This window comes from Ruania alba (assembly GCF_900105765.1).
GTDB classification, from domain to species: domain Bacteria; phylum Actinomycetota; class Actinomycetes; order Actinomycetales; family Beutenbergiaceae; genus Ruania; species Ruania alba.
On sequence record NZ_FNTX01000002.1, the window covers coordinates 1,415,069 to 1,435,987 of the forward strand.

Annotated in this window: 17 protein-coding genes, 2 tRNA genes and 1 pseudogene; 12 read left to right on the forward strand and 8 right to left on the reverse strand. The window is 69.6% G+C overall.

The window, feature by feature from the left end:
• Window positions 1–60 precede the first annotated feature (60 nt).
• Complete coding sequence (locus BLU77_RS16740) at window positions 61–1,257, reverse strand: MFS transporter (protein ID WP_245708915.1); 1,197 nt, start codon at window positions 1,255–1,257, stop codon at window positions 61–63.
• 44 nt (window positions 1,258–1,301) lie between these two features.
• Between BLU77_RS16740 and BLU77_RS16745 the strand changes: the two genes are divergently transcribed.
• Window positions 1,302–1,940: an MBL fold metallo-hydrolase gene (locus BLU77_RS16745; protein WP_089774181.1), complete on the forward strand. Its 639-nt coding sequence runs from the start codon at window positions 1,302–1,304 to the stop codon at window positions 1,938–1,940.
• Window positions 1,941–2,020: 80 nt separating this feature from the next.
• Here BLU77_RS16745 and pgm read toward each other — a convergent pair whose 3' ends face one another.
• Window positions 2,021–3,700 carry a phosphoglucomutase (alpha-D-glucose-1,6-bisphosphate-dependent) gene (gene pgm, locus BLU77_RS16750; RefSeq protein ID WP_089774182.1) on the reverse strand — a complete coding sequence of 560 codons (1,680 nt, stop codon included), beginning with the start codon at window positions 3,698–3,700 and terminating at the stop codon, window positions 2,021–2,023.
• Between the two features lie 92 nt (window positions 3,701–3,792).
• On the opposite strand from pgm, the gene BLU77_RS16755 reads away from it, so the two are divergent.
• Both BLU77_RS16755 and BLU77_RS16760 read left to right on the forward strand, forming a co-directional pair.
• The gene (locus tag BLU77_RS16755; RefSeq protein ID WP_281242115.1) at window positions 3,793–4,677 is read left to right on the forward strand and encodes a DUF5926 family protein; all 885 of its coding nucleotides are present in this window, start codon (window positions 3,793–3,795) and stop codon (window positions 4,675–4,677) included.
• Window positions 4,678–4,696: 19 nt separating this feature from the next.
• Window positions 4,697–5,620 (forward strand): glycosyltransferase family 2 protein, encoded by a 924-nt coding sequence (locus tag BLU77_RS16760; RefSeq protein ID WP_245708916.1) that lies wholly within the window; start codon window positions 4,697–4,699, stop codon window positions 5,618–5,620.
• On the opposite strand, the gene BLU77_RS16765 is transcribed toward BLU77_RS16760, so the two are convergent.
• A complete protein-coding gene (locus BLU77_RS16765; protein WP_089774184.1) occupies window positions 5,571–7,832 on the reverse strand; it encodes an alkaline phosphatase family protein in 2,262 nt (753 codons plus the stop codon). The two genes, BLU77_RS16760 and BLU77_RS16765, sit on opposite strands and share 50 nt — an antisense overlap.
• 160 nt (window positions 7,833–7,992) lie before the next feature.
• On the reverse strand, window positions 7,993–9,120 hold the full coding sequence (locus BLU77_RS16770) for a diacylglycerol/lipid kinase family protein (RefSeq protein WP_089774185.1): 1,128 nt from the start codon (window positions 9,118–9,120) through the stop codon (window positions 7,993–7,995).
• A gap of 56 nt (window positions 9,121–9,176) precedes the next feature.
• On the opposite strand from BLU77_RS16770, the gene serS reads away from it, so the two are divergent.
• Window positions 9,177–10,445 (forward strand): serine--tRNA ligase, encoded by a 1,269-nt coding sequence (serS, locus tag BLU77_RS16775; RefSeq protein ID WP_089775946.1) that lies wholly within the window; start codon window positions 9,177–9,179, stop codon window positions 10,443–10,445.
• Window positions 10,442–11,296, forward strand: a complete 855-nt coding sequence (locus BLU77_RS16780; protein WP_089774186.1) for an HAD family hydrolase — start codon at window positions 10,442–10,444, stop codon at window positions 11,294–11,296. The genes serS and BLU77_RS16780 overlap by 4 nt, the downstream gene beginning before the upstream one ends.
• A 6-nt stretch (window positions 11,297–11,302) precedes the next feature.
• On the opposite strand, the gene BLU77_RS16785 is transcribed toward BLU77_RS16780, so the two are convergent.
• The gene (locus BLU77_RS16785; protein ID WP_175477174.1) at window positions 11,303–11,983 is read right to left on the reverse strand and encodes a DUF7537 family lipoprotein; all 681 of its coding nucleotides are present in this window, start codon (window positions 11,981–11,983) and stop codon (window positions 11,303–11,305) included.
• An 8-nt stretch (window positions 11,984–11,991) separates the two neighbouring features.
• A complete protein-coding gene (locus BLU77_RS16790; RefSeq protein WP_089774188.1) occupies window positions 11,992–12,600 on the reverse strand; it encodes a bacterial proteasome activator family protein in 609 nt (202 codons plus the stop codon).
• A gap of 105 nt (window positions 12,601–12,705) precedes the next feature.
• Between BLU77_RS16790 and BLU77_RS16795 the strand changes: the two genes are divergently transcribed.
• Window positions 12,706–13,941: an AGE family epimerase/isomerase gene (locus tag BLU77_RS16795; RefSeq protein WP_089774189.1), complete on the forward strand. Its 1,236-nt coding sequence runs from the start codon at window positions 12,706–12,708 to the stop codon at window positions 13,939–13,941.
• A gap of 270 nt (window positions 13,942–14,211) precedes the next feature.
• Here the strand turns inward: BLU77_RS16795 and BLU77_RS16800 are convergent, their stop codons facing one another.
• Window positions 14,212–15,222: an NAD(P)H-quinone oxidoreductase gene (locus BLU77_RS16800; RefSeq protein ID WP_089774190.1), complete on the reverse strand. Its 1,011-nt coding sequence runs from the start codon at window positions 15,220–15,222 to the stop codon at window positions 14,212–14,214.
• A gap of 126 nt (window positions 15,223–15,348) precedes the next feature.
• On the opposite strand from BLU77_RS16800, the gene BLU77_RS16805 reads away from it, so the two are divergent.
• The 3 genes from BLU77_RS16805 (at window position 15,349) to BLU77_RS16815 (ending at window position 16,044) form a co-directional block, all read left to right on the forward strand.
• Window positions 15,349–15,434, forward strand: a tRNA-Ser gene (locus BLU77_RS16805).
• A 44-nt stretch (window positions 15,435–15,478) separates the two neighbouring features.
• Window positions 15,479–15,880: a hypothetical protein gene (locus tag BLU77_RS16810; protein WP_089774191.1), complete on the forward strand. Its 402-nt coding sequence runs from the start codon at window positions 15,479–15,481 to the stop codon at window positions 15,878–15,880.
• Window positions 15,881–15,952: 72 nt separating this feature from the next.
• Window positions 15,953–16,044: transfer RNA gene (locus BLU77_RS16815), tRNA-Ser, on the forward strand.
• Window positions 16,045–16,077: 33 nt separating this feature from the next.
• Here BLU77_RS16815 and BLU77_RS16820 read toward each other — a convergent pair.
• Window positions 16,078–16,296 (reverse strand): annotated as a pseudogene (locus BLU77_RS16820) (hypothetical protein); the annotation flags it as partial.
• Window positions 16,297–16,741: 445 nt separating this feature from the next.
• Here BLU77_RS16820 and BLU77_RS16825 point away from each other — a divergent pair.
• The 3 genes from BLU77_RS16825 to BLU77_RS16835 are packed head-to-tail and all read left to right on the forward strand — an operon-like array spanning window position 16,742 to window position 20,897.
• Window positions 16,742–17,797: a LacI family DNA-binding transcriptional regulator gene (locus tag BLU77_RS16825; RefSeq protein ID WP_089774192.1), complete on the forward strand. Its 1,056-nt coding sequence runs from the start codon at window positions 16,742–16,744 to the stop codon at window positions 17,795–17,797.
• Window positions 17,794–19,389 carry an FAD-dependent oxidoreductase gene (locus BLU77_RS16830; RefSeq protein WP_217632491.1) on the forward strand — a complete coding sequence of 532 codons (1,596 nt, stop codon included), beginning with the start codon at window positions 17,794–17,796 and terminating at the stop codon, window positions 19,387–19,389. Before BLU77_RS16825 ends, BLU77_RS16830 begins: the two co-directional genes overlap by 4 nt.
• A 32-nt stretch (window positions 19,390–19,421) precedes the next feature.
• Window positions 19,422–20,897 (forward strand): arylsulfatase, encoded by a 1,476-nt coding sequence (locus BLU77_RS16835; protein ID WP_175477176.1) that lies wholly within the window; start codon window positions 19,422–19,424, stop codon window positions 20,895–20,897.
• The last annotated feature ends 22 nt before the right edge of the window (window positions 20,898–20,919 follow it).

Consider the following 20,919-nt stretch of genomic DNA (forward strand, 5'->3'; position numbering starts at 1 on the left):
GACGTCAGCGTGACACGTGCACGAGCGATCTCCCAGCGGATACCCCTCGCCCTCTCGAACTCAGGGGCGGGGGTGCGCGGCGCGCAGGCGCGGCGCGGCGACCAGTGCGAGCAGTGCCGCGAAGGCGCCGGCACCGGCGAGCACCCGGTAACTGCCCGCCGACCCGAAGGCGTCCACCGCCGCTCCCGCTACGGCGGTCCCGACGGCGAACCCCACCCAGATCGCGGTGCTCTCCCAGGTAAACCCCTCCGTGAGGCGTCCGCGAGGTACCAGCTGTTGAACCAGCGCGTTGCCGTTGATCATCGTGGGCGCGATCGCCAGGCCGGCCACGAACATCGTCGCCGCCAGCATCGGCAGCGAGTCGACCAGCAGGAACAGGCACATCCCCCCGGTCAGGACGAGCACCCCGATCACGAACCGCTTCCGCAGGTCCATCACCCACGTCCGCGCGCCGTAGGCCAGCCCGCCGGTCAGCGAGCCTGCTGCCATACACGCGAGCATGACGCCGGCCCACGCCTTGGCGCCGTGCTCCTCGCTGAACGCCACGGCCGAGACGTCAGAGGCGCCGAACACCACACCGGTGGCGAAGAACACCAGCACGACGGCGAGCAGGGCGCCCGAGCGCAGCACGGACCTGCGCCCCTCCTTCGCCGCCCGTCCGGTCGGCACCGGTTCTGTCGCCCGTTGCGAGAGGAACCAGAAGCCGCCGGTCCCCGCGGCGAGAACAGCCACCACCAGCCCGGCCGTCGGGGAGACCGAGGTGGCCAGTGCGGTGGCGATCACCGGTCCGGTCATGAACACGGTCTCGTCCAGGGCCGCCTCGAGGGCGTACGCGGTGTGCAGCCGGTTCGGGTCGGTGAGCGTGTGGTTCCAGCGGGACCGCACCATCGCACCCACGGAACCTGTGGTCGCTCCGGTGAGGGCCGCCGTCAGGAACAGCCAGCCCACCGGGGCACCCAGGGTGGCGGCGACGACCATGCCGAGCAACGACGTCATGCAAATCGCCAACGCGGGGCGCATCACCCGCGCCTGCCCGAAGGAGTCGATCAGCCGCGCCAGCCGTGGCGAGAAGACCGCCTGGCTGGCCGCATAGGCACCGGTGATCTGCCCGGCGAGCCCGTACTCGTCGTACAGGGCGGTCACCATCAGCACGATGGAGAGGGTGACCATCGACAACGGAAGCCGGGCCAGTACGCCGGCGGTGGAGAACGCCAGTGCCCCGGGAGTGGACAGGACGCGGCGGTACGGGGCGAGCACCCGTTGATCCTGCCACTCCTCCGGTGCGGGTTTACCCTGCTGGCATGGAGGTCACCCACTACGGGCACGCGTGCCTGGACGTGCGTACCCAGGGAATGCGTGTGCTCATCGACCCCGGGAACCTGTCCCAGGAGCCCCCGCTCAGCGGTGTCGATGCGCTGGTTCTCACCCACGCCCACGCCGACCATGCCGACATCGATGTCGCCCGGCGGGTGCATCAGGAGAGCCCGCAGGCGGTGCTGCTCGCGCCTCCCGATCTGGCTGCCCTGTGGCAGGGCGACGGGCTTCCGGTGGAGGCGGTTCGCCCCGGCACCGCTGCGGCGATCGGCACCGTGGTTCTGGCATTCAGCGGTGGTGAGCATGCGCTCGTACACCGGGACCTGCCCGTGGTCGACAACGTCGGTGTGCTGGTGGACGGCCTGCTCTACCACCCCGGCGACTCGTTCGACCTGCCAGACGGTGCGGTGGGTCTGCTCGCCGCGCCGGTGAGCGGGCCCTGGCTCAAGATCGGTGAGGTGATGGACTTCGTGGCCGAGGCGCGCGCCGAGCTGGTGCTGCCGATCCACGAGGCGCACAACTCCGAGGTGGGGCAACGGATGGCCCTGACCAGGCTCTCCCACGTGGTGGCCGAGTACGGCGGGCGGCTACTCACCCCGGAGGTCGGGGAGCCGGTGCGGGTGTGAGCCGGTCCTGGAGCTTTCGACGGTCCTGAGTGGCGAGCTGCCCCATCTGGCAGCAGGCGACTCAGGCCAGTCGATACTCCTCAGCTGCCCAGCGCAGCCGAGACCACATCCTTCGCCGCCGACTGCACCTGCTCCAGGTGGTCAGCGGAGACGAACGATTCGGCGTAGATCTTGTACACGTCCTCGGTGCCGGACGGGCGCGCGGCGAACCAGGCATCCGCCGTCGTGACCTTCAGGCCGCCGATCGCGGCGCCGTTCCCAGGGGCATCCACCAACGAGGCGGTGATCGGCTGGCCGGCCAGCTCGGTCGCAGTCACATCCTCGGCCGAGAGCTTCGCCAAGGTGGCCTTCTCCTGACGGGTGGCGGCCGCGTCCACGCGGGCGTACCAACTCTCCCCGAACTCGGCCACCTGCTCCTCGTGCAGCTGGCTGGGGGAGCGGCCGGTCACCGCGAGGATCTCGGCGGCGAGCAGAGCCAGCACGATGCCGTCCTTGTCGGTGGTCCACACCGACCCGTCCCGGCGCAGGAACGAGGCACCGGCGGACTCCTCACCGCCGAACCCGACGGACCCGTCCAGCAGCCCGGGCACGAAGTGCTTGAAGCCCACCGGAACCTCCAGCAGCCGCCGGTCCGCACCGGCGACCACCCGATCGATCAGTGCCGACGACACCAGGGTCTTGCCCACGGCGGCCTCGTCGGACCAGTCCGGCCGGTGCCCGAACAGGTAGTCGATCGCCACCGCGAGGTAGTGGTTGGGGTTCATCAACCCGCCGTCGGGGGTGACGATCCCGTGCCGGTCGGCGTCAGCATCGTTGCCGGTGGCGATGTCGTAGGGGGCAGCGCCGCCTTCGCCTCGCATCATCGAGACCAGTGACGCCATCGCCGACGGCGAGGAGCAGTCCATCCGGATCTTGCCGTCCCAGTCCAGCGTCATGAATGACCAGCGCGGGTCCACCTGCGGGTTCACCACGGTCAGGTCCAGGCTGTGCCGCTCGGCGATCTCTGCCCAGTACTCCACGGCCGCGCCGCCGAGCGGGTCCGCTCCGATGCGTACCCCGGCGGTCCGGATCGCATCCAGGTCGAGCACCGACTCCAGGTCGTCGACGTAGGTGAGCAGGTAGTCGTGCTTGTGCACGTTCTCCGCTTGGAGTGCCCGCTCGTACGGGATGCGTGCGATCGCACCGATGCCGGAGCGGAGCAGTTCGTTCGCCCGCCGGGCGATCTGCCCGGTCGCATCGCTCCCGGCCGGTCCACCATGGGGCGGGTTGTACTTGAATCCGCCGTCCCGCGGCGGATTGTGCGACGGGGTCACGACGATGCCATCGGCCAAACCGGGTCCGCGGGTGCGTACCCCCTCGGTCGATCCGGCGCCATTGTGCCGCAGGATCGAGTGGGACAGTGCCGGCGTGGGCGTGTACGAATCCCGGGCATCGATCCGCACCTCAACGCCCGCCGCGGCCAGCACCTCCAGCGCGGTGCGCTGTGCCGGCTCGGAGAGCGCATGTGTGTCCCGGCCCAGGTACAGCGGGCCGTCGATTCCCTGCGCGGTGCGGTACTCCACGATCGCCTGGGTGATGGCGACGATGTGTGCCTCGTTGAACGCGCCGTCCAGACTGGAGCCCCGGTGCCCGGAGGTGCCGAACACCACCTGCTGGGCCGGGTCGTCCAGGTCCGGGGTGCGGTCGACGTACGCCGAGAGCACGGCATCGGTGTCAATCAGGTCCTCGGGGAGGGCTACCTGCCCTGCGCGGGAATGCATGGGAGCCATCGTGCCACCACCATCGCGGGCGAGCGATAGGAACCGGGTCACTCGATGGCAAAAAGTGCCGCTCGGATCGATAGGGTGCAGGTATGGCAAAGCGCAAGAAGTCCGGGCAGGTCAATGAGAAGGTGGCGGCCCGCAAAGCCGCCCGCAAGGCGGCGCTCGCGGCTCCCCGCCGATCGTTCGAGGGACTGCCCGGCGAGGCCGACTGGGTCGCCATGCGCGAGGTGGTTCCCGCGGCCAGCGCCACCGCCCGCACCACCGCCGAGTACGGTGCGCGCGAGGTGACCGTGGTGACGGTGCTCCCCGGCCTGCTGCCGGCGATGCACCGCGAGGACGGCCAGATCCTGGTGGCCCTGCAGAACGTGACCTCCAGTGGGGACCCGAGTCGCGATGTCGCAGCGGCTCTGCTGCAGGTGCTCGATGCCGAACCGGGCACCAGTCTGACCCACCTCGATCTGCCCGGCCCGGGGCCCCGCCTGCAGGACGTGCTGGATCTGGACGCCCCGTTCGAGGTGACCCTGCACGACACCTTCGACTTCGTGCTCCCGCCCGACACCGAACCCACCCCGGAGCTCACGTCTGCGCTCGAGGAGTTCGCCGGTGCCATCGTGCCGACGGTGAAGCTGGAGTCGGTGGCGAGCGCGTACTGGTGCCGGATGGGTGCACGCGAGTTCCTGCGCTGGTCCCGCACCGAGGACGAGGAAGCGCTCCTGGATGCACTCGCCCGCCTGCACGCCGCCCGCAGTTCGGCGATCGACGACGACGCCCGGTTCATCGGCGCGTTCCGTTCCTGCGCGTTGGTGGTTCCGGTGTGGGAGCTCGCCCCTGGAACCGAGGCCGAAGAGCTCGAGGGCGTCGCCCCCGCGTTCGAGGAACGTCTGGCCGAGGCGCTCGCGGTGACCGAGCCGCTGAACGCCGACGAGCGCCGGGCTCGGGCGGGCATCGTGTCGCGCCAGGTCACACTGCGCTGACGACGATAGGCTGAGGATCGTGAGCCGGGCGCCAGGCGACGGGATGAACCCGCTACGGGTCATCCGGCGGCGTGCGCCCGATACCGGTCCGATCCCGGTGCAGCGCCCCGATCCGGACAATCAGCGGGTCGCTGCCGTGATCCCGGCGAAGGATGAGGCCGAGCGGATCGCGGCCACCGTCCGTGCCGTGCGTGCTATCCCGCACGTCGATCTCGTGCTCGTGGTGGACGACGGCAGCGAGGACGACACCCAGCACCTCGCCCGAGGCGCCGGTGCCGTGGTGGTGCGTCACTCGCACAACCGCGGCAAGGCCTCTGCGATGGAGACCGGGGCCGCCGTGGTGGCGATGCGTGATGTGGAGGCCGGCCCGGCCCGCTTGCTGCTGTTCGTGGACGCCGACCTCGGTGCCACCGCTGTCAATGCCGCACCCCTGGTGCCGCCGGTGCTGGCGGGCAAGGCCGACCTCTCCATCGCCGTACTGCCGAAACAGTCCGGTGCGGCCGGGAGGGGGATCGTCACCGGGCTGGCCCGGCGGGCCATCCAGCGAGCGACCGGATGGGCGCCCACCCAACCGCTCTCCGGGCAGCGGTGTATGACCCGCGCCGCCTTCGACGCGTCCACCCCGCTCGCGCACGGCTGGGGCGTGGAGACCGGGATGACGATGGACGTGCTGCTGCAGGGGTTCGCCGTGGTGGAGGTGCCCTGCGATCTGCGCCACCGCGCCTCCGGGAGCGACCTGGCCGGGCAGTTGCACCGCGCCGGGCAGTACCGGGACGTGGCCATGGCCGTGGCCGCCCGCAAGTTCCGCCACTACAAGCAGAAGGTCACCCGGGAGACCTCGGGTGAACCCGCCGAGGACGGGCGCTCGCCGGCTCCTCCGGCCGAGCGGGCGATCACCGAGAATCCGCAGCCGCGGAAGCGTCGCCGGAGGTCTCGGAACTGAGGCTGCCTCGCTGGGCGTGCAGCCCGAGCATCCAGGTGGCGCAGGCAGCGATCAGCAACGGCACCCCGAGCGCGACGCCCAGCGCAGGGATCGCGATCCCGGAGTCGTTCACCGCCAGCCCGAGCCCGAGGGCCACGGCAGCACCCACCAGACCCGGGGTCAGCATCGGCACGTCCCGGCTCATCAGGGAGATCGGGTTTCCGCCGGACAGCCAGGAGAACGCCCCGCCGTCGGGGGAGGTCAGTGCGAGCCGGATCGGCTTGGCGAGCACGAACACCACCGTGAGCACCCCGCAGATCGCCAGGATCGTCAGCGGCCGGTTGCCGAACAGGATCGAGATGTTCTGGTCGAGCTTGCGCCAGACGACCCCCCACAGACCACCGTCGAGGACCGTCTGGAAGAACCGTCCTAGGTGCGTGCGCTCGGCCGGCGGTCGCAGCCAGTCGACGTAGGCGATGGCCATCGTGGCCACCGCGGCGATCAGCAGCACGGCCGCCACACGCTTCCAGGTGAGCCTGATCCCCGCGGCGAGCAACGCCGTCACCATGAACGCCGGGAGCAGGGCCGGCGGGCCGCCGAAGTCCGCCCCGATCGAGGGCGCACCGTCCAGCACCACCACCACGGCCCCGACGGCGAGCACCACCACAGCGGCGAGGCGCCGCCGTCCGGCACGCACCAGAGGGTTCGTCAGCACCATGGTGACGAGCAGGCTCGCCGTGGTGAACAGGGCGAAGGTGGTGTTGTTCATCCCGTAGAAGCGGCCAGCCACCAGGGTGGGTACGCCCATGACGGCGGAGAGCTGCAGGGTGGCCCCGGTCGCCACGTCCACGGCCAGCACGAGCGCTGTGGCTCCCGCCACCACAGCAGCGGGCCCGAACGTGTGCCGCCGCCACGGACCGGCCAGAGCGACCGCGACGATCACCGCGATCCAGGCGGCCGTACCGCCGAGCAGGGCCAGCATCGCAGGGTTCGCGCGCCACCACGGCAGCAGGTTGGTCAGGTAGGACGCCACCGGGATGCTGGCGATCCCCAGCGCCACCACCCGCAGCACGCTCAGGGCCAGCTCCCGTTGGGCGAACAGCCGCTGCAGCCACCGGCTGTGCGCCGGGAACCGCTGGGCGGCCCATGCGCGTATCCGTGCTGCTGCCGGGCGTTTCAGCGCGAGTGCGACCGCTGCGAACAGCAGCAGATTCAGGGCGACCAGCCCGGCGTAGAAGGTGGGGACCAGCGGGCGCACGGCGCTGGCGTGCACGGCATCGTCCTCGAGCGCGGCCTGCCGGTCGGCCGCGGCCACCGGGCCGGGCGGCCCTGCTGCGAGGAGTGCGGGCGCCCCGATGGTGGCCCCGGTGGGGATCGCGTCGGTGATACCGAGCAGTTCGGCGATCGTCGGTTGCAGGTCGGTGGCCAGGACGTATCCGTCCTGCCGGGTGGAGGAGGAACTGAGCACCCCGCTGGCTGTTCCGGGGCCGCTGATCGCCAGCACGCGCAACCCGGGCTCGTAGCCGGAGTCCGCGACCCCGGCCAGCAGTACGACCGGGTCGGTCGCGGCGTCGGCCAGGCCGGCAAGGATGGCTGCAACCCGGTTCTCCACGATCCGGATCTGCTCGGCGCGATAGGCCTGCGGAGTCGAGGAGATGGTGTACCCGTCGTCACCGTCACGGATCGAGCCGGCATCGATCACCAGGAGATCGGACTCGCTGACCGCTTCGCGAGCGGCCGCACTCAACTCGGCCGGGTCGGCCGGGCGGTTCGTGTGGTCGGCGACATCGCCCGTGCTGTCCGCGACGGCGATGGCTGCCCCCGGTCCGATGCTGCGGGCGCGCGTGCCGGTCTCGTCGAGCACGTCCCCGAACAGCCCGGGCTGGGCGTCGAAGTTCTGCCCGCCGATCGCTTCCTGGTACTCCTGCCACCCACGGACCTCGCCGTCGGAAGGTTCCAGCAGGAACCGGCACGGTCCCTCCTGGTCAGCGGCCCGGGTGCCGGTGGTCAGCGCCAGCCAGCCATCGGCGGGGCAGGTGAACGATCGCACGCTGCGCACCACCAGGGACCCCACCCCCTGATGGGTCAGGGAGGCGAGAGCCGGGGTGTCGGCGTCGATGTCGTCCCAGGCAAGGCCGCCCACCCCGATGACGACGACCGGTGCCGCGGGTGTCTCCGCGCGCGCCGGGGCGGGGTTCACCCACCCGAGGAGCAGCATCAGCCCAGCGATCATCGCCAGTGTCCACCCCGTTCGAACGGACTTCCCGCGTGGGAACGGGCTTCCGGGCAGTCCGAAGCCCGTTCGAATGCGGGAAGTCGGTTCCAATGGGGTGATCATCGCCTGCCAGCCTATGCGGCGCGACGTGCAGAAACTGTGTGGGCCGGGGGAGAGTTCAGCGAGTGCGTACCCGCAGGCCGCCGGCCTGCAGGCGGGCGGTGACGGCGGTCGCCTCGCCGATCAGATCGCCATCCACCTGCACGTGCTCCGGCTGGTCACAGCTGACCGAGACCTCCCGGCCCCGCCAGAACTCGATGGAACTGGGGCTCACCGGCAGATCCTTGCGCAGCCCTACCCCCTGGGCGACGACCTTCCCGAACAGTGACGACCAGCCGAGCACACCGCCCCGGGTGTCCAGCGCGGCCACGTCGAGCCATCCGTCGTTCAACTCGGCGTCCGGGAGCAGCACGATCCCGCCGGGCAGCCGCCCGCAGTTCGCGAACAGCAGGCTGCGCACCTTCAACGGCCGCACCTCGCCCTCACCCACCCGCATGCGCACATGCAGCTTGCGCCCGTGCAGGTGCCGAGCACCGGCGAAGAAGTAGGCGAGCCAGCCCATCCGGGACTTCAGCTCATCGTCTGCCCCGGCCACCATGGCCGCGTCGAAACCGAGACCGGCCATCACCAGGAACAGGTGCTCATCGCCGTCTGCCCCGTCCGGCTCGCTGGTCGGCGAAGGGAGGGCGGCGCCCGCGGCTGGGGAGAGTCGGTGCGCGCGGAGCCAGCCGATATCGATGGGATGGTCGGTGCCGCCGAGAGCCGTGCGTACCAACGAGGCGGTCCCGTCCAGCGGGAGGTCGAGGTTGCGGGCGAGCAGGTTCCCGGTGCCCATCGGCAGCAGTGCCATCGGCACCTCAGTCCCGGCCAATGCGGTGGCCACCGCTCGTACCGTGCCATCGCCGCCGGCGGCCACCACCACGCTCGCCCCGGCCGCCACGGCAGCACGCGCCTGACCCACACCCGGGTCCTCGGCGGTGGTTTCGAACCATAGCGGTTCGGCCAACTCGAGCTCGTCGGCGATCTCACCGGCCAGCCGGCGCAACCCGACCGGGTCACGCGCCTTGATCGGGTTCACCACGAAGGCAGGTGGCCCCGGGGAGCGATCACGTTCCGGCTCGTGCGTCACCAGCGGGTCCACCCGCGCACCCCGCTCCCGGATCCGCTGCAACACGACCAGGCCGACCACCAGGGCGGCGAGCGCTAGCACGAGAGCCACCAGGCTGATGGTCTGCTCCCACGTCATGAGGTGAACGGTAGCCGAGAGTCCACGCAGGGGTGTGGGGCCGATACGCTCGTGGGGTGATCGATCTGAAGAGCCTTCGCGAGGATCCGGACGTCGCCCGAGCCAGCCAGCGGTCCCGGGGTGAGGACCCCGAACTGGTGGACCGAGTGCTGGCAGCCGACGAACGCCGTCGGGGCATGCTGACCGGCTTCGAGCAGTTGCGAGCCCAGCAGAAGGAGGTCTCCCGGTCCGTCGGCAAGGCCTCCCCGGAGGAACGACCCGCCATCCTCACCCGGGCGAAGGCACTCGCCGAGGAGGTCAAGGCGGCCGAGGCCGAGGCCAATGCCGCGCAGGCAGAGCTGGATGAGCTGCTCACCCAGCTGCCGAACCTGGTGGCCGACGGCGTCCCCGCCGGTGGCGAGGATGACTACGTCGTGCTCAAGGAGGTCGGCAGCCCGCGTGACTTCACCGCCGAGGGTTTCGAGCCGCAGGACCACCTCGCCCTGGGCGAAGGGCTCGGTGCGATCGACACCGAGCGCGGCGCGAAGGTCTCCGGGTCGCGGTTCTACTTCCTCACCGGCATCGGTGCCCGCCTGGAGCTGGCCCTGCTGAACGCCGCGATGGACACCGCCACCGCGGCCGGGTTCACCCCGGTGATCACCCCCACCCTCGTCAAGCCCGAGATCATGGCCGGCACCGGCTTCCTCGGTGCGCACGCTGCCGAGATCTACCACCTCGAGGTGGACGACCTCTACCTGGTGGGAACGTCCGAGGTGGCCCTCGCCGGCTACCACGCCGGGGAGATCATCGACCTGTCCGACGGCCCGAAACGGTACGCCGGCTGGTCGGCCTGCTACCGCCGCGAGGCCGGCTCGCACGGCAAGGACACCCGCGGCATCATTCGAGTGCACCAGTTCCACAAGGTGGAGATGTTCTCCTACGCTCGCGCCGAGGACGCCGACGCTGAGCACCAGCGCCTGCTCGGCTGGGAGGAGCAGATGCTCGCCCTGGTGGACCTGCCCTACCGCGTGATCGACACGGCCGCCGGGGACCTCGGCTCCAGCGCCGCCCGCAAGTTCGACTGCGAGGCCTGGTTGCCCACCCAGGAGCGCTATCTGGAGCTGACTTCCACCTCGAACTGCACCACCTTCCAGGCTCGCCGCCTGAACGTGCGTGAGCGGGGGGAGAGAGGGACACATCCGGTCGCCACCCTGAACGGCACCCTCGGCACCACCCGATGGATCGTGGCCATCCTGGAGAACCACCAGCAGCCCGACGGCTCGGTGCGGGTGCCTGAAGGGTTGCGCCCCTACCTCGGCGGCCTCGAGGTGCTCGAGCCCCGATGACGACGGCCCGCCCCTCTGCCCACCTGGGCGCCTTGGCGCTGTACCGGCCCGGGCCCGACCTGCTGGTCGCCCTGGACATCGACGGCACCATCCTGGGGCACGACCAGAGCCTGTCGGAGAAGGTGCGTACCGCCGTCGGGGATCTGCGTGCCTCGGGCACGCACGTGGTGCTCTCCACGGGGCGCTCCCTGCAGGCCGTGTTGCCGGTGGCCGAGGCCCTGGGCATCACGGATGCGTGGGCGGTGTGCTCCAACGGCGCGGTGACCATCCGGCTCGACTCCACCCTGGCCAGCGGCTACGAGATCCACGACGTGGTCACCTTCGACCCCGGCCCCACGCTGCGGTTGCTGCGGGAACACCTGCCGGAGGGCATCTTCGCGGTGGAGGACCTCGGCCGCGGCTTCGCTCTCACCGCCCCGTTCCCGGACGGCGAGCTCACCGGGACCCTGCGGGTGGTGGACTTCGAAGAACTCTGCGCGATGTCGGCCTCGCGCGTGACGATGCGAGCACCGGGTCTGGGCTCGGACGACTTCCACGAGCTGGTGGACCGGTCCGGACTGCACGGGGTGAGCTACGCCGTCGGGTGGACCGCCTGGCTGGACATCGCCCCCGAGGGGGTCTCCAAGGCGTCGGCGCTGGAGCAGGTGCGCCAGTACCTGCAGGTGGGCCCGACGGCGACCGTGGCGGCCGGGGACGGACGCAACGACATCGAGATGCTCACCTGGGCGGGTGTGGGCGTGGCCATGGGCGGCGCCGACGAGACCACCCGCGGCGCGGCCGACCTGGTCACCGGGCCGGTGGAGACCGACGGATTGGTGCCGGTGCTGCGCACGCTGCTCGCGGGGGAGTGATGACGTTCAGCCTTCCGGTGGTGTGATCTCGAGATCCGCACCGAAGCCGGTCAGGGTTCCGCCCAGGTCGTCTCCGTAGGTGTACCGGCGCAGCAGGTCCTGTTCGTCCACCCACCAGGTCTCGGTCCGGTCCGGCAGTGCCACCTCGTAGACCGTCACCGGAATGCCGTCGAGCTCGGTCTCGTCCACCGGCCGCACTGCCTCGACGTCGGTGTAGACGTTCTCCAGCGCGCCCGCCCAGTTCCACAGGGCGAGGAAGTCCTCGGCCGCACCAGGGCCAGCGGTGCTGGCGGCGCCGCCGTCCGATGCCCGCCAGTACGTCCCGTCGACGAACCACTCGTGCAGGGTGACCTCACCGTCAGGGTTCCGGGTGGTGATCTCCATGGCCACCACCTCGGTGCCCTGATACGCCATCGCCCCGGTGACGCTGCCGTCCACCGTGGTTTGCTCGAACTGCATCGAACCAGCCGCGCGGATCGCGTCCGCGGTACGGGTGCCGATCGTGTCGGGCGTGAGCGGGTCGGCAAGGTCGACGGTCGGTTCGGGGGAGCCGGTCCCTGTGTCTTCAGCGCTGGTGGCGACGGTCGCGGTGGTGCCGCCGCTCGGTGGCGGGTCCTCCGGGCCGGCGCAGCCGGCCACCAGCAGCACTGACCCCATGACCACCGTGAGGGTTCGCCGGAACGGCATGGTCGCCGTCACAAATACTGGCCGGTGCCGTGGTGCTCCCCACCGTCTTTCGGGCCCAGCCCCATGGCTTGGCCGGGGTGCACCCCAGGAGGCAGCGCCTTGCGCATCTGGACGAGCTGGTTCTGCGCGGCCATCTGCTGCGCCACCAGGGCAGTTTGGATGCCGTGGAACAAGCCCTCCAGCCAGCCCACCAACTGAGCCTGAGCGATCCGCAGCTCGGCGTCGGAGGGGGCCCGGTTGTCGGTGAACGGCAGCGTGATGCGATGCAACTCGGCCACCAGGTCCTCGCTCAGACCGTCCTCGAGCTCATGCAGAGACTTCTCGTGGATCTCCGCCATCCGTTCCCGGGCAGCTTCGTCCAGTGGGGCGTTGCGCACCTCGTCGAGGAGCTGCTTGATCATCGTGCCGATCCGCATCACCTTCGCCGGCTCGGCCACCAGCTCGGATGGGTCGGAGTCGTCGTCGGCCGTGGCTACCCCGAGCCCGTCCGGCGAGGTGACCACCACGCGCGGGCTGGCCCTGTTCTCGGCTGACTCCTCCTGTTGAGCGTCCGATCCGCCACGCGTGTCGTCGGAGGCCCCCACCTGGTCGTCGGTGTTCTCGTCGGTGCTCGTCATGACTCCATCATGCCTCGCTCGTTGCTGTCCCGCTGAGCTGCGCACCAGTCGCTTTCGCCGGGTCCGATGCAGGCCCAGGGCCGAGCAGGTACTAGCCTTCACCGTATGAACTGGTTGACCAACGCTGCTCATACTCGGTGGCTGGAGAGCGAGACGGACGCTCTGCTGGACTTCGCCTCCGGGTCTCTCGTCGAGGAAGGTTTCGCCTACCTGAGCACCGAGGGGGTGCCGGTCCCCTCGCAGGGGAGCCACCTGTGGCTCACCTGCCGCATGATCCACTGCTTCTCCCTCGGTGCGCTGCTGGGCAGGCCCGGTTCGGCGACCATGGTCGACCACGGGTTGCGGTCACTCGCGTCCCACTTCCATGACGATGAGAACGGCGGCTGGTACGCCCAGGTGGGCCCCGACGGGCCAATGGACGACACCAAGCCGGCCTACGCTCACGCCTTCGTGATCCTCGCCGGAGCGAGTGCCGCCTCGGCCGGCCGGCCCGGCGGCAAGGAGCTGTTGGAGCAGGCGTTGACGGTCTCCCTGCAGCGGTTCTGGCGGGAGGACGAGGGCATGGTCGTGGAGTCCTGGGACAGGACGTTCTCCGAGCTCGAGGACTACCGCGGCGTGAACGCCAACATGCACACGGTGGAGGCCTATCTCGCGGCCGCGGATGTCACCGGCGATGACGCGTGGCTGGACCGCGCCACCCGGATCACCCGCCGCGTGGTGGACGACTTCGCCCGGAAGCAGTCCTGGCGGATCCCGGAGCACTTCGACTCCGACTGGCAGCCACTGCTCGACTACAACATGGACTCGCCCTCGGACCCGTTCCGGCCCGCCGGTGCCACCATCGGGCACTGGTTCGAGTGGAGCCGCCTGGTGCTGCACGTCCGCGCAGCCTGGGCGGTGCGCGGCGTCGCGGCCGAGGACTGGATGCTCGAGGGGGCGCAGGCGCTGTTCGACCTGGGCGTGGCCGAGGGGTGGGACGTGGACGGCGCCGACGGCTTCGTCTACACGGTGGACTTCGAGGGCAAGCCGCTGGTGCGTGAGCGGATGCACTGGGTGGTCACCGAGGCGCTCGCGTCGGCTGCGGCCCTGTACCGGGTGACCGGGGATGCGAACATCGCCGCCTGGTATCAGCTGTGGTGGGAGTACGCGGCCGTGCACCTGATCGACACCCAGCACGGATCCTGGGTGCACGAGCTGGGCGCGGACAACGAGCCGAGCGCCACCGTGTGGGCGGGCAAGCCGGACGCCTATCACGCGGTGCAGGCCACCCTCATTCCACGGTTGCCGCTGGCCCCGGTGCTGGCCCCGGCGCTCGCACAGGGGATGCTCGACACCCACTGAGCCGCCGGCCGCGTGGCCGGAGCTGTCGGCCCGGGGTGTTTGGTGGGCAGGTGTCCGGTCCGTGCGCGGCGGTTGGTGTCATCGGTCGTTGGTGTCCGGCTCGTGCGCGGCCGGTTGGTGCCATCCGTCGTTGGTGTCGTGCGGCACGCGCGACGGATGGTGGCACCCAGTCGCGGCCAGGTGCCATCGGGCGTCGCTCCGGTGCGCGGGTGCCGACGACGGTGGGCACCTACGTGTGCGGTGCCGAGGTGCCCGACGGCGGCCCTCCCCTCAGGGGAGGAGCAGCACCTTGCCGAACACCTCGCCGTCGGCCATCATCTGGTGCGCCTCGCTCACCTCGGCGAGTGGCACCCGGGCATGGATGACGGGCCGCACCCCGCCCTGGGTGACCAGCGGCCAGGCGCGCTTGCGGACGTCGGCGATGATCGCCGTCTTCTGCTCGGGTGGGCGCTGGCGCAGCACGGTCCCATGCACGGAGAGCCATCGGGTGAGCACGGGGGCGAGGTTGAGCTCGCCGGTGGCCCCCTTCTGCATGCCAATGATCACCAGATGCCCGAACCGGGCCAGCGCATCGATGTTCTGCGCGAGGTATTTCGCCCCGACGACGTCCAGCACCACGTCCGCGCCATTGCCGTTGGTCTCGGCATGAGTGATGGCGACGAAGTCCTCGCTGCGGTGATCGATGGCCCGGTGCGCACCGAGCTCGGCGCAGCGGGCGGCGCGATCCGGGCCGCCGGCGGTGGTGAGGACGCGGGCGCCAAGGCCAGTCAGAAGCTGCAGGGCGATCGTGCCCACGCCACCGGATCCGCCGTGCACGAGGATCGTGGTGCCGGCGAGGGTGCGCGGGTCCAGGCCGGCCGTGGCGGGCAGCCCGGGCACGGCGAACAGGTTCGACCAGAGCGTGGCGAGCGCTTCGGGGAAGCTCGCCGCCTCGACCAGGTCGATGTCGTCCGGAACCGGTAGCAGCAGGTCTGCGCGAGCGACGGCCTGCTCGGCGTAGCCTCCGCCGTCGAGAAGGGCGCACACGCGGTCGCCGACCCGATGCCCGGTGACCCCCTCGCTGAGGGCAGCGATCGTGCCAGAGACCTCCAGGCCCGGCCAGTCCGGAGCGCCGGCGGGCGGCGGGTGCATGCCTTTGAGCTGGAGCAGGTCGGCGCGGTTCACCCCGGCGGCGGCCACGTCGATGAGGACCTCGCCCGGCCCAGGGGAGGGGGTGGGGATGTCGGCCGAGGTGAGCGTGTCGGTCGAGGACTCGTCGGAGGAGATCACCATGGCGCGCATCCCCCCACCCTACGAACGCGAGTGCGCGACTTCTCGCTCACCGACTGAGATATGGGCGAGATCGCCCGCACTCGGTGCGTGCCAGTTTGGGCGGTCCGGTCACTCTGGGCCAGAATGGGGCTACCAGGAGGGTTGACAGAGCGGCCGAATGTGACGGTCTTGAAAACCGTTGTGCCTCAACAGCACCAAGGGTTCGAATCCCTTACCCTCCGCCGAGGCTCCGGGCGTACGCTGGCACGTAGGGGAGTGATGCAGCGTGCCGCAGCGTCGAGAGCGAATCAGGTTCGCTGTCGGAGTCGCGCTCGCTCCCGGTCTGGCCGCCCTCGCCCATGCATGGGTGGAATGGTTGAGTCCGCACGGCGTCGTCGGGGTGCTCATGGGGGTGTCCATCGCGGCGGTCGTGGTCATCGTCGCCACGGTCGTCGAGCGCCGCACGCGTGCGCGAATGTCGCCCGACGGGCTGCGCCGTCGAGAGCGCGCGAACATCGCCGCGGGGTGGGGGATGATCGTCGGCGGATTCGCAGGCATCCTCGCCTCGTTCGTCGGGATGCCGTGGTTCGAGCTGCGTGAGGTGGCGCTCGTGGTGATCGCCGGGGGCGGCGCCGGACTGGTCAGTGGTGCGCGAGCACGGCTGGCACGACTGGAATCGGCGATGTAGCAACGGTTTCAGCATGACCGGACGATGTGGTTCGCATCATCGGGATCCCCCCGTTATCCTGGTGGGCGTCGAGGAGACGTCGCATAGTCTGGTCTAGTGCGCATCCCTGCTAAGGATGTGAAGGGGCAACCCTTCCGTGGGTTCAAATCCCACCGTCTCCGCCACTGTGATGTCTCACGACATCGGCGACAACGGACCTACGGAAACGTGGGTCCGTTGTCGTTTCTGGTGTGTGCTGGTCCTGGGGGTCGTCCGGTGGGTTGGTAGTCGCGGGTGGGGCCGAGGATGAGTTGGCGCAGGATTTCGCCGGTGGCGGCGTTGATGATGGTGATGTCGAGATCGGCGATGAGCAGGACCACGGGGGTTCGGGCGTGGGTTCGGCCGATGCCGATGTGGTGGAGGGTGCCGCCATGACGGGCGAGCGCGGACTGAGACTGGCCCGAGTTCACCGCGGTCACCATCAGGCGTCGCTTGCTGTCCATGGGCCACGAGCCTGGCCACGGCACCTATGCCGATCTCGTGCGACACCCCTATTCCGATGTCCTGCACCAGGACACCACCGTCTCCGCCACTTGTGATGAGGGCCCCGCCATGCTGTTCGGCGGGGCCCTCATCACGTCTCAGATCGGGGGATCCGGATGACTAGGAGCGTTCGCGACGTGTGGACGCGTCCGCCGTCGCCGCGTGAGGCCCTCCTCCGCGATCCAACCCACTCAGCCGAGCTCTCAGTGGACGGCTGTTGGTGTTCGCCCGGTCGTCTCCGCCCGAAGTGGCGTCACGTCCCGTCGTGATGACGAACTGGTCAGGTGGGTAGCGGGCTGCTACCGTGACGCTATTACGAAATAGCATGGAGGCTGACTGGTGCCGATCAAGGGTCGATCGCACGCTCCCACCCAGGGAGACGTGGCGCGTCTGGCCGGTGTCACCCAGGGGACCGTGTCTGCTGTCCTGAACGGGCGCGCGAGGGCTCATCGGATCCCGGAGGCTACTGAACTGCGGGTCCGGGAGGCGGCGGCCGAGCTCGGCTATGTCGCGAATCCCGCTGCTCGCAGTTTGCGCGGCAAGCGCAACCGCCTGCTCGGCGTGCACACCTTCGAGTCGGTCTTTCCGCTTGATGAGGGGAACTTCTTCCATGAGTTCCTCCTCGGTATCGAGAAGCAGGCGGTGGTCGAGGGGTATGACATGGTGCTGTTCACCTCGACTGAGGACGCCACGGGGCGGCGTCGGATCTATCGCGAGGGTGCGAACCGTTTGAATGTGGCCGATGGCAGTGTTCTGCTCGGTTTTGCGCAGGATGTGAGCGATATCGTCCGCCTCGCTGGTGAGGGGTACCCGTTCGTGCACATCGGCCGTCGTGAGGTTCCGGGGGCGGAGTTCCGTTGGGTCGGTGCTGACTACCGGGCAGGGACGGCCGCGATCATTGCCCGTCTGGTCCGTCTGGGGCATGAGCGGATTGGGTATCTGAGTCCGGACCGGCGCAGTGAGGCGCTGGCTGATCGTGAGGACGGCTACCGCGATGGTTGCAGCGCGGCGGACGTGCCCGCCCTGGTTGATCTGCTGGAGGTGGAGCAGATGAGCGCGGAGTGGTTCGACCGCGCTGTTGCTGATGGGGTGACGGCGTTCGTGACGGCGAATGAGGACTACGCCGCGCGGTTGGCTGAGCTGACCCGAGCTCGCGGGCTGACGATCCCTGAGGACGTGTCGGTGGTGGTGTTGCGTGGTACCGCCGCCGGGCCGCGGCCGGGGGTGTCGTGGAGCGGGATGGGTATTCCCCGGAACGAGATGGGGCGGGTGGCCACGCGGATGTTGGTGGAGATTCTGCGGGACCCGCACGCGACCCAGGATGAGCACATTCTCCTTCCCTGCGCCCCACCGGAGGAGACCACGATGGCCCCAGCCAAAGGAGCAACCGCATGAACCAGATCTACGCAGACATCGCCGTCATCGGCGCAGGGCTGGGCGGAGTAGCAGCAGCCCTGGCTGCGGCCCGGCACGGTCGCACCGTGATCCTGACTGAGGAGACGGAATGGGTGGGCGGTCAGGTCACCTCTCAGGGGGTGCCGGTCGATGAGCACCGCTGGATCGAGCAGTTCGGGTGCACGGCGAGTTATCGCGCGTTCCGCGACGGTGTGCGGGACTACTACCGCGACCACTATCCGCTGACTGCTGCCGCCCGGGCGGACAGATACCTGAACCCCGGCAGCGGGCTGGTGAGCCGGTTGTGTACTGAACCCAGGGTCGCAGTGGCGGTGCTGGAGGCAATGCTTGCCCCGCATCAGGCGGCAGGCCGTATCGATCTGCGGCTCCGGCACCGGCCCATCGCGGCCACCACCGACGGCGACACTGTCACCAGTGTCACGGTCGAGGACGCTGACGGTAGCCAGGTCACTATCAGCGCCGACTACGTCCTGGACGCTACCGAGACTGGTGAGCTTCTCCCGCTCACCGGTACCGAGTACGTCACCGGCTTCGAGTCCCAGGCCGACACCGGCGAACCCAGCGCGCCGGCCGAGCGGCAGCCGGAGAACATGCAGTCGGTCACCTGGTGCTTCGCTTTCGACTATGTCGAGGGCGAGGACCACACGATCGACAAGCCGGCTGACTATGACTCCTGGCGCCATTTCCAGCCGCCGTACTGGCCCGGTCCGATGCTCGAGTTCACCGCACCGCACCCGCGGACGCTGGAACCCATCACCCGGGTGCTGCTGCCGCACCATGACGAACGGCCCGGTGAACCGGCCGCGAGTGGTTCGATCGACTTGTGGCGTTACCGCCGGATCCTTGCCCGGGCGAACTTCGCCCCTGGCGCTGTGCCGAGTGACATCGTGCTGGTGAACTGGCCGATGGTCGACTACGTCAGCGGGCCGTTGTTCGACGCCGGGGGCAACAACGCCGAGCACTTCGAGGGCGCGAAGCAGATGAGTCTGTGCCTGATGTATTGGATGCAGACCGAGATGCCTACCCCCGATGGCGGGAAGGGGCTGCCGGGTCTGCGGTTGCGCGGGGACGTGTTCGACACCTCCCACGGTCTGGCGAAGTACCCCTACATTCGCGAGTCTCGCCGCATCGTGGCCGAGTACACGGTGATCGAGCAGGACGTGGCTGCTGAGTCCCGGCCGGGGAAGAGGGCGAAACAGTTCGACGACTCCGTCGGTATCGGGTGCTACCGGATCGACCTGCACCCCTCCACCGGTGGGGACAACTACATCGATGTCGGATCGTTGCCGTTCCAGATTCCGCTCGGTGCGTTGCTGCCGGTCCGGGTGCGCAATCTGCTCCCTGCGGCGAAGAACCTCGGCACCACCCACATCACCAACGGCTGCTACCGGCTCCACCCGGTGGAGTGGAACATCGGCGAGGCCGCCGGCCTGCTCGCCGCCCGGTGCATCACCGGCGGCACGACCCCGCACCAGGTGCGGGCCGACCGGGCCCAGTTGCGCTCGTTCCAGCAGGCCCTGACCGATGACGGCGTCGAACTCGCCTGGCCCGACGTCGTCGTCGCCGTCTGAGACCTACGAAATCGGCAAAGGGAGAGCTGTTGATGACTGAGCAACCGAACATCCTGGTGCTGATGGTGGACCAGTGGCGTGGTGACTGCCTCAGCGCGGCCGGGCACCCCGTCGTCAAGACGCCGTACCTGGATCGCCTTGCCGCCCGCGGGACCCGCTTCACCCACGCCTACTCCGCCTCGCCCACCTGCATCCCGGCACGGGCGTCCCTGCACACCGGGATGTCAGCCGCCTCGCACGGGCGGGTCGGGTACAAGGATCTGGTGCCGTGGAACTACGAGGTCACCCTGGCCGGTGAGCTCACCCGCGCCGGCTACCAGACCCAGGCGGTGGGCAAGATGCACGTCTACCCCGAACGCACCCAGTTGGGCTTTCAGAACGTCATCCTGCACAGCCCCACCGGGATCGTGCGCACGGCCCGCCAGCAGGGCAAAGACCCCGGACTGGTGGACGACTACCTGCCCTGGCTACGTCAGCAGCTCGGCCGGGACGCCACCTACTTCGACCACGGTGTCGACTCCAACTCCTACGTCGCCCGCCCGTGGGACAAACCCGAACACACCCACCCCACGAACTTCGTCGCCACCCAAGCGGCTGACTTCCTGCGCCGGCGCGACCCGCGTAAACCATTCTTCCTGTTCGCCTCCTTCAACGCCCCGCACCCGCCGTATGACCCACCGGAGTGGGCGTTCCAGCAATACCTGAACGCACCCATGCCTGATCCGCCGACCGGGGACTGGCAGGACTACTACGCCGAGTTCGAGGACCCAGCCAACTCGTCCGCGGGGGTGACCCAGATCGATGAGACGATGCTGCGCCGCGCCCGCGCCGGCTACTACGGGCACATCACCCACGTCGACCAGCAGATCTCCTACCTGCTGGCCGAGCTCGACCATTACGGCGTGGCCGAGAACACCTACATCTGCTTCATCTCCGACCACGGCGAGATGCTCGGCGACCACCACATGTTCCGCAAGGGCTACCCCTACGAAGGATCCGCCCGCATCCCGATGCTCATCTCCGGGCCAGGCATGAAACCCGGCCACGTCAGCGACGAAGTCGTCGAACTGCGCGACATCATGCCGACCCTGCTCGAGTGTGCCGGGGCCCCGACCCCGGACCAGGTCGAAGGCCACAGCCTGCGCGACATCACCCGTGGCGGGAGCGAACCCGTGCGCGCGTACCTGCACGGCGAACACCTCATGTTCGGCCAATCACTGCAATGGCTCACCGACACCCACAGCAAATACGTCTGGATGTCCGCCACAGGGCGCGAACAACTCTTCGATCTCGACCACGACCCGCACGAGACCCACAACCTCGCCACCGACCCGGCGTGGGCCGACACCCTGACGACCTGGCGAGCACGGCTGATCCAAGAACTGACCGGCCGCGAAGAAGGATTCACCGACGGCCGGCAACTGTTCCCCGGGCGGCCAGTCTCCCCATGCCTGGCCCACGCCACCGATCCAAGGCCACCCCGTCTGACAGCCTGGTTGTCTCGGTAGCGACGGCGTGCCAGTTCGCGTT

What these genes read in the sequence shown, in the direction of transcription:
- BLU77_RS16745 (WP_089774181.1), top strand. Translation starts at nt 1,302, where the DNA reads ATGGAGGTCACCCACTACGGGCACGCGTGCCTGGACGTGCGTACCCAG.
- pgm (WP_089774182.1), bottom strand. Translation starts at nt 3,700, where the DNA reads ATGCATTCCCGCGCAGGGCAGGTAGCCCTCCCCGAGGACCTGATTGAC.
- BLU77_RS16755 (WP_281242115.1), top strand. Translation starts at nt 3,793, where the DNA reads ATGGCAAAGCGCAAGAAGTCCGGGCAGGTCAATGAGAAGGTGGCGGCC.
- BLU77_RS16765 (WP_089774184.1), bottom strand. Translation starts at nt 7,832, where the DNA reads ATGATCGCTGGGCTGATGCTGCTCCTCGGGTGGGTGAACCCCGCCCCG.
- BLU77_RS16770 (WP_089774185.1), bottom strand. Translation starts at nt 9,120, where the DNA reads ATGACGTGGGAGCAGACCATCAGCCTGGTGGCTCTCGTGCTAGCGCTC.
- BLU77_RS16780 (WP_089774186.1), top strand. Translation starts at nt 10,442, where the DNA reads ATGACGACGGCCCGCCCCTCTGCCCACCTGGGCGCCTTGGCGCTGTAC.
- BLU77_RS16785 (WP_175477174.1), bottom strand. Translation starts at nt 11,983, where the DNA reads ATGCCGTTCCGGCGAACCCTCACGGTGGTCATGGGGTCAGTGCTGCTG.
- BLU77_RS16790 (WP_089774188.1), bottom strand. Translation starts at nt 12,600, where the DNA reads ATGACGAGCACCGACGAGAACACCGACGACCAGGTGGGGGCCTCCGAC.
- BLU77_RS16795 (WP_089774189.1), top strand. Translation starts at nt 12,706, where the DNA reads ATGAACTGGTTGACCAACGCTGCTCATACTCGGTGGCTGGAGAGCGAG.
- BLU77_RS16800 (WP_089774190.1), bottom strand. Translation starts at nt 15,222, where the DNA reads ATGCGCGCCATGGTGATCTCCTCCGACGAGTCCTCGACCGACACGCTC.
- BLU77_RS16830 (WP_217632491.1), top strand. Translation starts at nt 17,794, where the DNA reads ATGAACCAGATCTACGCAGACATCGCCGTCATCGGCGCAGGGCTGGGC.
- BLU77_RS16835 (WP_175477176.1), top strand. Translation starts at nt 19,422, where the DNA reads ATGACTGAGCAACCGAACATCCTGGTGCTGATGGTGGACCAGTGGCGT.